Here is a 12,262-nt window from a genome sequence, read left to right on the forward strand (position 1 = left end):
CGCGAGTCTGATGAAGTTTGTTCAATCGCGCTGCCACAGTTGCATGACAGTTTCATGAATGCTGCTCAATGGTCGATGCGATAACTATGTAGTGCCACGGGTCCGGAGGATTTTTTTTTAATGGCGCTTGATCAGGCGCGGATCCGCCGCTCCTCCTGGATGAGCTACATCACCATGACCGAAAGACTCTTCCCGACACTCCCCCTCTCCTCGCCAACGGCCGCAGACGAGTTTTCGACGCTGCCAGGCAATATCGACCAGAGCCTGCTGCAAAGCGCCTTGACGCGCTGGCAAGCCTGCCAGGAAGGTTTGCAGGCGCTGCTCACAAACGCACCGCCGGACGCAGGCGCGACGGCCTATTGGGAGGCTCGCGCCCCCGGTACGCCGCTGTCGCGCCGCGATCGGGCGGTTCAGCTATACCGCGGACACATTGAAGCTGCAGCGCAAATGGGATTCGCCCAGAGAACCCTGAGCGCCGAGCAATTGAAACCACTCTGGTTGATCCTGGACTCCGGGACAGAGGCGATGCGCCTGGACGACCAGCCCATCCATTGCGAACAGCTGGCGCTGAAACTGAGCGACAACACCTTGGTAAAAATCCCGGCAGCCTGGGTGATCAGCGTGGGCAACCGGCAACCCGTCGAACAATTGCTGTACCTGCCCTCTCGACCGGTTCCCGTCCAGGCCTTCGACGAACGCAGCGACATGGAGCACTGGTTGTCCGGGCAATTACTTGTTCCGCCAGAGTTGACCACTCGATACATCAGTTTTGAATACACGGCCAAAAGCGGCCCATTGACGACAGGCATCACGGCCCTGTTTGCCCCCGGACCTCAAGCCAGCCGCACCGGCGTATTTGCCCAGGCACCGACCCTCGAGAGCCTGGAGCTGATCGGAGCGTTTGACAATGTAGATCAATCATCGCCTTTCGACAGCCTGGCGGCCGATATTCCACTGGCCTTGCGTCAGTCCTCGCTGCGTAAACAGCTCGCAGCGCTGGAAACACTGCTGGGAGATGATGGCGATAGCGACCGTCATCGGACATTCAACGACACCCTCAAGACTCTGGAAGTGGCAGAACAGGCTGCGGACAAGGCTGCATTCGCCCTGCTCTACCGATCCAGAGTCCTGGACCTTGAGACTTTCAACCGTGAGTTCGGCGCGCTGTATCAGGCCCGCAAAAACGGCTTGCAAGCCGAGGCCAGGCTGCAACGGTCCCTCGATCAGTTGGACAATGTGCAGTTGGACATGCTTCAGGCCATCCTGGACCCGGCTGACGAAACCGATAGCGATGTCATGGCGGCCAGCCTGTCGTTGGTCGACCAGAGCACTGGCAATAAAACCCAGGCACTGGACGGTCCGTTTGTCATCACCCGATCCCAGGCGCTGCTCGATCCTGCCGCACCTCACAGCCTGCTGCTCTACTGGCCCGGCACTGGCGGCGGCTTGCAGCGCTTCGCCAATCGCCGGGAGCTGGAAAGTCAGTTGTTCAAAATCCAGGAACAGGATCCGGAGCTGACGCTGAAACTGACGAAAATCAGTTCCGATCCGCTGCTTCACAGTCTGAATCAACAGACCAGCCACTTTGAAGAACAGGCCGCGCAAATACGCCAGCGCCATGCCGACCCGGCACAGGCGTCAGCACGCGAAGATGAACTGGCAAAGCTGCGACAAACAACCCTGGCCGCACTGCAGGTCCCGATGAACGCGGCCAGGCTTCTGGCTCTGGCGCATCGTCTGGAACAAAGCCGCAGTGCCGCCATTGCCTCCCGGCTGCCCGTCTGGCTGGCGACGCTGTCGGCGTCCGCCAGTGCCGGGCTCAAAAGCCTGGTCGAGGCCTATATCCAGGCCATGCATCGCAGTCACGAGCAACTGGAATCGGCGCTGGCGCCCCGCGACGCATTCACCCGTCGACATCTCCAGGCGCGGTTGCGCGAAGACTTCTCGCTAACGGGACACTTTGACGTCCAGCTGGACCTGCCGGATTCGGTCAAACTGCAAAAACAACTGGCCGACGGCGCGGCGCCAGGCACCCCGCAAAAACTCGTGCCGGTACCCAGTGCCAGCCGAAGCCGAATGTCACTCGAGGAGCTGGCCCAGCTCAATATCGATAACACCCCGTCCATGCAGCTGGAACCTCTTTCGCTGCGTCTAGGTTTCATGCGGGTGCACGTCAGCGCGGCCAACGAAAGCGAACGCCAGGCACTGGCGGCCGGCATCACATCGACCTACCTGCGCAGGGTCCTGCCCGAGCTTGACCTGCCCCAGCTCTACGAAGACCAGATTCGCAATACCTTCATGGGCTCTTCCAGCGAAACACTCTTTGTCAGAGAGCATCGCCGTGAATGCCTGATCGAGCCGTGGCGCCTGATGCTCAAATTGCAGGGTCAATGCGCGCACCTGCAAACGCAGATCAATCAGGATCAGCTACAGGTCTTGACCATTGCCATCGATGCCCAAACGCGTGAAGCCTGGCAAGCGCAGGGCAAACGTATCGTCCTGCTCCCGGTGCATCTGACTGCTGGCGGCAAGGACACACCAAACGAAGGGCCGACCACCCTGTCCGGCGTGACCTTCATCGAAGAACAGGTCAGCAAGATGACATTGCTGTATCTGCCCGATAGCCCCGACGGCCAATTTCTGCGCAGCTATAGCGACCTGGAGACCGCTCGTCGGGCCCTGTTCAATCTTTGTCTGCGCAGCGAGATGGTCAGCTACCTGGCCGGGCGAGCTCTGTCAGGCAATGAGCAAGCCCATGCAAGCCGGATCAACCAGGCCGTATTGAAGCATTTCGACGCGATGATCGGCGTTGGCGTACCGTGGCCCTCGACGACGTCACTGGCCGAACATTTGCTCAATGCCCACATGGGCCGCCTGATCGAAGCCCATCGCGACACATCGCGCTCGCGCAATGCCTTGTACCTGGAGCGCTACGCGCTCAGCGGCTCGAAAGCGTTGAACTACATGAAGATGGCGTTGGGGCTCGTGCCCTTCGTCGGTACCGGGATTGCGCTTTATGATGCCTGGAGCAGTGCCAACAAGGCCGTCACCGCAATGATCAACGGCGAGGTGGGTGAGGGCCTGACAGAGATAGAGTCAGTGCTGCTGGCGTTGATCGATGCCGCCATGGACATCGCTCCCGGCACTTCTCTGCCTCCCCGCTCGACCACCACCGCCCGCTCGCTGACCCGTGCCCGCCAGTTGAAGGCGCTGGGCAAAGACGCTTCGGCGTTACAGCCGACGACAACGCGCCAGGCACGGCACGTCGCCCAGCGTTTCGCCGGTTACGAGTATGAACGTCCGATATCCCTCGCCGGGTTGCAACCGGTCGAGCACGGAGTCTATCGCAATGTCTATCGTCATGCCGATGGCGACTTCATCACTCGCCAGGGGCGCATTTTCCAGGTTGAACTGAGCAAGGACTCACGCGGCTTTAGGCTGAGCGGCACGCACAAGAAAACCTACAAGCAACCGATCGCCCTCGATGACGCAGGCCATTGGGACACCTGGTTCGGTGTTTACGGATCGACCTTCGAAGGCGGCGGGCTGGGCGGCGGAGGCGTGCTTGGGCATCTGGCGGACACCCTCGATCCGATCTGGCCACAAGCCATTCGTGCCCGCTTGCCAGAGTGGTGGCGCAACCGGGTGGTTCGTCGGCATGAGCAACTCACCGCAAAAGCGAACAGCCTTACCCAGCAAATGAATGATCGAATTCCGACAAGCAATGCCGCTATCAAAACCTACCATGCCAGCTCGCTCGACAAACGCAAGGCAATGCTGTCGTCCGTCGACGCAACGTGTATCGCCGACATCGAGTTGGGCATCCGGCAGTATCGGAACCTGGTTGAGTTGCTGCCCCTGGCCAGAGGCAATAAACTAAGTAGAGCACGCGTCATGCAAAGCAATGCCGCCCACCTGCTGGCAGACCGGTTCAAACTGCGCATTTACTATCTCAATCACCGGATGTCGCCATTGCTGGATGAGATAGATGACTTGATCGAGAAACTGGACAATTTGCCACAAGATTCGCTCAAGCAACGCCTGGCCACCCTGGAGCAGATCCGCAGTGTACGGGCGGCCGTGGTCCGGGACATCGATCAGATCGATGCGTTGATGGTCGACCTTAACACCTGGTACGCACGCATCACCAACAAGGGCGAAAAAGCGACACTCACACCCGAAGTCGAGGAAATGACCGGGCGCTTCAGCGATGCAAATCTGCTCTATCTGAAAACCGCCCATTTGATGGAAACCGTCAATCGCTTTGACGGCATCAAGGATGTGTCCTGGTTCTACCTGCAACAACAGTCAGGCAGCCTGCGGGCCAGGGTCGATCGGGCCTTGTATACCCAGCACATGCTATCGCATGGCAGTGGCATCCGGGGCCGCAACCAGGTATTGCAGAACGCCCTTGCGCTTTACACCCGATTCTTGCGGGAAATGAAAGTCTGGACCACCAGCTACCCGCAACACTTCCATATGGACTCGGTCGAGCAATTGATGGCGGGCATCGAGAAGATGGCGGAACGGGCTCGCAAGGGCATTGACCTTCCCGCACTGCCTGCACCGCCCGGGCAGGCCAGGAAAAAAGTCTTCACCACAGAAGATGAGCAGGTGCTTTTCGGCGTTGAAGAGTGGGTGGAGGCAACCCAGTCACACCGGTACCGTTTGACTGGAAAAGGCAACGTCGAGGAAGTCTGGGAACAAGGCAGTAACGGCAGGTTCCGCCAGTTGAACGCCCCGGTTGCGCCATCGACGACAGCGCCAACGGATCTGGCGATGCTGGTGGCCGACGCGCGCAAACGCTTGGACTTGCAGCCGACGTACCAGGCCAAGGTGCAGTCCTATGCCGAGCAAGACATGCTGCCAGTCGACCTGGAACACATGATGGTCAGCGAAGCAGACGAACTGACCCGACGCGCCCTGCACATCGAACAATTGGACGCGCAGAACACTATCATTCAAACCCTGCGTGACAAGGCCGGCGAACTCACCACCCTCGGACGTACCCTGCGAACCCGGCAGTCGCTGAGTAGCAAAAGGCCTACCGACGGCATGCTCGATGATCTTGTGCGCCAGAATGCAGTGGAGATCCGCAAACCCGACGTCATCAAGAACCTCGGCAAGCGCAAGGACGGTCGCGTTGATTACCTGCAGGAATACGAGATCTGGAACCTGAATGCGATACCCGCGAACGTCCTGTGGTACGCCCACTTTCACTACACCAATGCCACGCCGGTATTCAGGCAATTCGAGAAGGCCCATTTGAAATTACCCGAACACCGTTTTCTGACCCACGCTGACGACGCCAGCCTGCCCTATGCGGATATCGGCAAACGATCGGCCGCACTGGAACACTTCGAGAGCCTTTGAACATAAAGGGAGGGCGTGGGTTGCCCACACCCTCCCCAGTGGCTTCAAGCCAACTGACTGCGCAACTGTCGCGCTGCCGCCACCATGTTCACCAGCGCCGCCTCGGTCTCCGGCCACGCCCGAGTCTTCAACCCGCAATCGGGGTTGACCCACAAGCGCTCCGCCGGAATCCGTTTCACGGCCTTGCTGATCAACTTGACCATCTCGGCCGTGTCCGGCACCCGTGGCGAGTGGATGTCATAGACTCCCGGACCGATTTCGTTCGGGTAGTCGAACGCTTCGAAGGCTTGCAGCAACGCCATGTCCGAGCGTGAGGTTTCGATGGTGATCACATCGGCATCCATCGCCGCGATGGCCTCGATCACGTCGTTGAATTCGCTGTAGCACATGTGGGTGTGGATCTGCGTTTCATCACGCACACCGCTGGCGCTCAAGCGGAACGCCTGCACCGCCCAGTCCAGGTATTCCTGCCATTGCGCCCGACGCAGCGGCAGGCCTTCGCGGAACGCCGCTTCGTCGATCTGCACAATCTTGATGCCGGCGGCTTCCAGATCCAGCACTTCATCGCGCAGGGCCAGGGCCAGTTGCTGCGCCTGGACTTTGCGCGACACGTCTTCGCGGGGGAAGGACCACATCAACATGGTCACGGGACCGGTCAGCATGCCTTTCATGACCTTGTCGGTCTGGCTCTGTGCATAGGTGATCCAGTCGACCGTCATGGCTTTCGGGCGGCTCAGGTCGCCGTAGATGATCGCCGGTTTCACGCAGCGCGAGCCGTAGCTCTGCACCCAGCCGAAACGGGTGAAGGCATAACCATCAAGCTGCTCGGCGAAGTACTCGACCATGTCATTGCGTTCGGCCTCACCGTGCACCAGCACGTCCAGGCCCAGACGCTCCTGGATTTGCACGGCGTGGCGAATTTCGTGGTGCATGGCGTCGGTGTAGTCGTTGGCCGACAGCTTGCCCTGCTTGAACGCCTGACGCGCCAGGCGAATCGACCCGGTCTGCGGGAACGAGCCGATGGTGGTGGTCGGGAACGCAGGCAGTTTCAACCGTGCACGCTGTTGCTCGATGCGTTTGGCAAACGGCGAATGGCGCTGGCTGTCCGCAGCACCGATGGCGTTGATCCGCGCCTGCACCTGGGTCTTGTGGATACGCGGCGACTCGGCGCGGCGGGTCGCAATGGCACGGCTTTCGGCCAACGCGGCTTGTACCCTGGGCGCTTGCGGATCGTTCAGGGCATCGCGCAGTACAGCAATTTCACCGCATTTTTGCACCGCAAACGCCAGCCAGCTTTTCAGTTCCGGATCGAGTTTGTCTTCGCGCTCCAGGTCCACCGGGCTGTGCAGCAGCGAGCAGGAGCTGCTGACCCAGAGGTTGTCGCCAAAACGTTCCTGGGCAAATTGCAGTTGCGCCAGCACCGGTTCCAGCTCACAGCGCCAGACATTGCGCCCGTTAACCAGCCCCACCGAGAGAATCTTGTAGGTCGGCAGGCGATCGAGCACGTGCAGCAGTTGATCCGGCGCGCGCACCGCGTCGATGTGCAAGCCTTGCACCGGCAGGCCGACGGCCAGGCCGAGGTTGTCCTGCAGGCCGCTGAAGTAGGTGGCCAGGAGCTTTTTCAGCGGCGAGTACTGGAGGATGTGGTAGGCGCGTTCAAAGGCGTTTTTCCACGCCTGCGGCAGGTCGAGGGTGAGGATCGGCTCATCGATCTGTACCCACTCCACCCCTTGGGCCGCCAGGCGCACGAGGATTTCGTTGTAGACCGGCAGCAGGCGGTCCAACAGCTCGAGTTTGTCGAAGTCGTTGCCCTTGACCTTGCCCAGCCACAGGTAAGTCAGCGGGCCGATGATGACGGGCTTGACGGTGTGCCCCAGGGCCCGGGCTTCGTCGACTTCGTCGAACAGCTGTTCCCAGCTGAGTTTGAACGCCTGGTCGGCACTGAATTCCGGGACCAGGTAGTGATAGTTGGTGTCGAACCACTTGGTCAGCTCCTGGGCGTATTGCGCCTGGCCGTGCTCGCTGCCGCAGCAGCTCGCGGTGGCGCCGCGGGCCATGGCGAACAGAGTGTCGAGGCTGGGCAGGCCGCGCTCGTCCCGGGTGCTGTCGAACCGCTCGGGGATCACACCGAACGCCAGGGAGTGGGTCAATACCTGGTCGTACCAGGCGAAGTCGCCGACCGGCAGCAGGTCGATGCCCGCGTCTTTCTGCAATTGCCAATGGGTGGCGCGCAATTGGCGACCGACGTTTTGCAGCGACGGCTGGTCGAGGTCACCCTTCCAGTAGGCTTCGAGGGCTTTTTTCAGTTCGCGGTCGGCACCGATGCGGGGAAAACCAAGGGTGTGGGCTACGGCCATGTCGAATTGCTCCTGTAAAAGATGGCGCTATTGTCGACAGCCGAGGCATCATGAGACAAACTCAACCTTTTCGTGTTGATCACAAGTTTTCCTCATGGAGCCGCCCGGTGCTTGAAATCCGTCACCTGAAGACCCTGCACGCCTTGCGCGAAGCCGATAGCCTGGTGGACGCGGCCGACCGCCTGCACCTGACCCAGTCGGCGCTGTCCCATCAGTTCAAGGAGCTCGAGGAACGCATGGGCATGCCGTTGTTCGTGCGCAAGACCAAGCCGGTGCGGTTCACCAGCGCCGGTTTGCGCCTGCTGCAACTGGCCGATGCCACGTTGCCGCTGCTGCGCGCCGCCGAGCGCGACATCGCGCGGTTGGCCGGTGGCACCGCCGGGCGCCTGCACATGGCCATCGAATGTCACAGTTGCTTCCAGTGGCTGATGCCGACCATCGACCAGTTCCGCGATGCCTGGCCAGAAGTCGAGCTCGACCTGGCGTCGGGTTTTTCCTTCGCCCCCCTGCCCGCCCTGGCCCGTGGCGACCTGGACCTGGTAGTAACGTCCGACCCGGTGGAGCTGGTGGGGATCACCTATGTGCCGCTATTTACCTATGAAGCGATGCTCGCCGTAGCGAACCAGCACCGCCTGGCCAGCAAAGCCTACATCGTCCCGCAGGATCTGCTCACCGAAACCCTGATCACCTACCCGGTGGAACGCGACCGCCTGGATATCTTCACGCGCTTCCTGGAACCGGCCGACGTCGAACCGGCCCAGGTCCGCACTTCTGAATTGACGGTGATGATGATGCAGCTGGTGGCCAGCGGGCGCGGCGTGTGCGGCATGCCCCATTGGGCGCTGCATGAATACAGCTCACGGGGCTACGTGAAGGCCAAGCGCCTGGGCGAGAAAGGCTTGTTTGCAACGCTGTATGCGGCGATCCGGGCCGACATGCTCGATGCGCCCTATATGCGCGACTTTTTGCTGACGGCCAAGGACACGTCGTTTTCGACATTGGATGGGGTGAGTGCGGTTCGTTGAAATGCGATCAAATGTGGGAGCGGGCTTGCTCGCGAATACGGTTCAACATTCAGCATTGAAGCTGACTGATACACCGCTTTCGCAAGCAAGCCCGCTCGCACAATTTTTGATCGGGGTGGCTTCAGAGTTCGCGCCACATGTGGATCTTGTCGAAGTACTCCTCCCCCACCCGCACCGCCATCGGCTCCAGGCCAAACTGGACGAAGCCGCAGCGCCGATAGAGGTTTAACGCGGCATCGTTGCCGGCGGTGACGGTCAGCTTGACCAGTCGCAGATGCGCGTGGGTTTGCGCCTCGGCCAGCACCGCCTGCACCAGCTGCAAGCCGAACCCGCGCTGGCGCACGTCGGCGGATACGTACATGCCAAACAGCGTCGCCTTGTGCCAGGCTTTTTCCCGGGGCTCGAAGGCCAGCCCGGCGATGCCCGCCAACCGGCTGTCGTCGAAGGCACCGAGCACCACATCCTGCTTGCCGGTCAGGCGCGATTCCCACCAGCTCAAGGGCATTGAGGCACGCTCGCGCACGCTGGAGGTGAATGCCTGCGGATGCCGGTCGTAAGCTTCGAGCGTCATCGTCCGATAGTCCAGCGCGTGGCTGGCATCGAGTCGCTGAATCCACATGTTCAGGCCATCCGTTTTTGCTCGAGCATCAGGCGCAACGCCAGTGCCGACAAGACAAAGCCCATGAAATAGCGCTGCATCGCCAGCCAGGTCGGATTGCTGACAAACCATGAGGCGATACCCGCCGCGAACAGGGCGATCATCAGGTTCACGCAGAAACTGACGCTGATCTGGGTCAGGCCCAGGACGATGCTTTGAGTAAACACCGATCCGTGCTCGGGGCTGATGAATTGCGGGAACACCGACAGGTAGAACACCGCAATCTTCGGGTTCAGGGCGCTGGTCAGAAAGCCCATGGTGATCAGCTTGCGCGACGAGTCCGGTGGCAACTGCTGCGCTTCGAACGGCGAACGGGCACCCGGCTTGACCGCCTGCCAGGCCAGCCACAGCAGGTACAACGCGCCGGCCCACTTCAACACTTCATAGGCCATCGGCACCGCCAAAAACACTGCGGTCAACCCGGCCGCGGCGGCGAACAGATGCACGAAGAACCCCGCGACCACGCCGAGCAAAGAGGTCACCCCGGCCTTGCGTCCCTGGCATATCGAACGGGAGATCAGGTAGATCATGTTTGGCCCCGGTGTCAGCACCATCAACAATGCGGCAGCGGCGAAAATCAGCAGGTCTTGAAGCGGGATCATGGGCGAAGTCCCTGGCGTGAATGATCAGGCGGTCGCGATCAGCGAAGCTCGATAAAACGGCAGGATCAGGTCCCGTGTCAATGGTGCCAGAACGACGCCACCGTCGGTGGCCGGATCCATCCAGATCACCTCTTCGATCTCGGCGGCCGGGGTGACATCGGCATCGATGGCCAGCAGAAACAGTTCGGCCTGCACGACAAAACCCGGCTCATTGGCGGCGGGTGCCGAGAACTGCCCGAGGAAGGTGGCGTGCGTCGGATCGATGACCAGGCCCAGCTCTTCTTCCAGCTCCCGGGCCAGTGCATGGGCAGGTTTTTCATGGGCCTCGATTTTGCCACCCGGTTGCATGAACGCCTGGGTGCCGCGCTTGCGCACCAACAGGGTTCGGCCGTCGGGGCCGATCAACAGGGCGGCGGCAATGTGAATAAGTCCGCAGGGTTGGGTAGCAAAAGTCGACATGAAAAAGGCCTTTTGACTCAAAAAGGTCATTATATTCAACATTGATGCTGGCTGACCCACCGCTTTCGCGAGCAAGCTCGATCCACAGTGGTTTTTGCATCGCAAATTTTTTCAGTCCGAACCCAAGGAAACCGTATGAGCCTGTCACTCCTGAGCCGCTACGCCTTCTTTGCCGTCTGCGTGATCTTCACCCTCGCCAGCCTGCCCTTCCTCGAACACGACTGGCTCTGGCCAATCACCGCCATCACCGGGGTGCTCAGCCTGATCGGCCTGATCGATCTGCTGCAAAGCCCCCATGCGGTGCGCCGTAACTACCCGATCCTGGGCAATATTCGCTATCTGGTCGAAGCCATTCGCCCGGAAATCCGCCAATACCTGCTCGAATCCGACAGCGACGCGCTGCCCTTTTCCAGGGCCCAGCGCTCGCTGGTTTACTCCCGGGCCAAGAATGAAAGTGCCGACAAACCGTTCGGCACCTTGATCGACGTGTATCAGTCGGGTTTCGAATTCATCGGCCACTCGATGAGCCCGGCGCCCTTGAGCGACCCGAGCGGTTTCCGGGTCACGGTTGGTGGCCCGCAGTGCACCCAGCCGTATAGCGCGTCAGTGTTCAACATTTCGGCCATGAGCTTCGGCTCGCTCAGCGCCAACGCCATCCGCGCGCTGAACCAGGGCGCCAGGCTCGGCAACTTCGCCCATGACACTGGCGAAGGCAGCATCAGCCCCTATCACCGCGAACACGGTGGCGACCTGACCTGGGAGCTGGGCAGTGGCTACTTCGGCTGTCGCACCAGCGATGGCCGCTTCGACCCGGAGCGTTTCGCCGCGCAGGCCCGAACGCCTCAGGTGCGGATGATCGAAATCAAGATGAGCCAGGGCGCAAAGCCAGGTCACGGAGGGATTCTGCCCAAGCACAAGGTCACCCAGGAAATTGCCGATACACGGGGCATCCTGATGGGCGAAGACTGCATCTCGCCGTCACGCCACAGCGCGTTTTCAACGCCGATCGAGATGATGCATTTCATCCAGCAATTGCGTGAGTTGTCCGGCGGCAAACCGGTGGGCTTCAAGTTTTGCCTGGGGCATCCGTGGGAGTTCATGGGCATCGCCAAGGCCATGCTGGAAACCGGCATTTTGCCGGACTTCATCGTTATAGACGGCAAGGAAGGCGGCACCGGCGCCGCGCCCGTGGAGTTCACCGACCACATCGGCGTGCCGATGCGCGAAGGCCTGTTGTTCGTGCACAACACCCTGATTGGATTGAACCTGCGGGACAAGATCAAGCTCGGCGCCAGCGGCAAGATCGTCAGCGCGTTCGATATCGCCAGCGTGCTGGCCATCGGTGCCGACTGGGCCAACTCGGCGCGCGGTTTCATGTTCGCCATCGGTTGCATCCAGTCGCAAAGTTGCCACACCAACAAATGCCCGACCGGCGTCGCCACCCAGGACACCCTGCGCCAGCGCGCGCTGGTGGTGCCGGACAAGGCCCAGCGCGTCTACAACTTCCACCGCAACACCCTCAAGGGCCTGGCCGAGATGCTCGCCGCCGCGGGCCTTGAACACCCATCGCAGCTATCGGCCAAACACCTGGTGCGACGCATGTCGGCGACCGAGATCAAGTTGTTCTCGCAGCTGCATGTGTTTCTCAAGCCGGGGGAATTGCTGACCGGTGAGATCAATGGCGAGTTCTACTCGCGGATGTGGCAGATGGCGCGGGCCGACAGTTTCGAGCCCAATGAAATCGCCGCCGCCTGACCCGAACCTACTCTTGCAGGAGCTGCCGCAGGC

At 60.8% G+C, this 12,262-nt stretch carries 7 protein-coding genes; 3 read left to right on the forward strand and 4 right to left on the reverse strand.

Annotated elements, in window-relative coordinates:
• Positions 1-120: 120 nt before the first annotated feature.
• Positions 121-5,373 (forward strand): dermonecrotic toxin domain-containing protein, encoded by a 5,253-nt coding sequence (locus tag NQL71_RS16370; RefSeq protein WP_274643021.1) that lies wholly within the window; start codon positions 121-123, stop codon positions 5,371-5,373.
• Between the two features lie 44 nt (positions 5,374-5,417).
• Here the strand turns inward: NQL71_RS16370 and metE are convergent, their stop codons facing one another.
• Positions 5,418-7,730, reverse strand: a complete 2,313-nt coding sequence (gene metE, locus NQL71_RS16375; protein WP_274643022.1) for a 5-methyltetrahydropteroyltriglutamate--homocysteine S-methyltransferase — start codon at positions 7,728-7,730, stop codon at positions 5,418-5,420.
• 107 nt (positions 7,731-7,837) lie between these two features.
• Here metE and metR point away from each other — a divergent pair, with 107 nt between their 5' ends.
• Positions 7,838-8,755 (forward strand): transcriptional regulator MetR, encoded by a 918-nt coding sequence (metR, locus tag NQL71_RS16380; RefSeq protein ID WP_008056654.1) that lies wholly within the window; start codon positions 7,838-7,840, stop codon positions 8,753-8,755.
• A gap of 121 nt (positions 8,756-8,876) precedes the next feature.
• Here metR and NQL71_RS16385 read toward each other — a convergent pair whose 3' ends face one another.
• Genes NQL71_RS16385 through NQL71_RS16395 form a run of 3 tightly spaced genes read right to left on the reverse strand, consistent with a single transcriptional unit; the run spans position 8,877 to position 10,474 of the window.
• Positions 8,877-9,374 (reverse strand): GNAT family N-acetyltransferase, encoded by a 498-nt coding sequence (locus NQL71_RS16385; RefSeq protein WP_274643023.1) that lies wholly within the window; start codon positions 9,372-9,374, stop codon positions 8,877-8,879.
• Between the two features lie 2 nt (positions 9,375-9,376).
• Positions 9,377-10,015 carry a LysE family translocator gene (locus NQL71_RS16390; protein ID WP_046818917.1) on the reverse strand — a complete coding sequence of 213 codons (639 nt, stop codon included), beginning with the start codon at positions 10,013-10,015 and terminating at the stop codon, positions 9,377-9,379.
• 24 nt (positions 10,016-10,039) lie between these two features.
• Positions 10,040-10,474, reverse strand: coding sequence for an NUDIX hydrolase (locus NQL71_RS16395; RefSeq protein ID WP_274643024.1), 435 nt, complete (start codon positions 10,472-10,474; stop codon positions 10,040-10,042).
• Between the two features lie 135 nt (positions 10,475-10,609).
• Here NQL71_RS16395 and NQL71_RS16400 point away from each other — a divergent pair, with 135 nt between their 5' ends.
• Positions 10,610-12,229: an FMN-binding glutamate synthase family protein gene (locus NQL71_RS16400; protein WP_274643025.1), complete on the forward strand. Its 1,620-nt coding sequence runs from the start codon at positions 10,610-10,612 to the stop codon at positions 12,227-12,229.
• The last annotated feature ends 33 nt before the right edge of the window (positions 12,230-12,262 follow it).

The sequence above is a fragment of the Pseudomonas serbica genome (assembly GCF_028823535.1).
Classification (GTDB): Bacteria; Pseudomonadota; Gammaproteobacteria; order Pseudomonadales; family Pseudomonadaceae; genus Aquipseudomonas; species Aquipseudomonas serbica.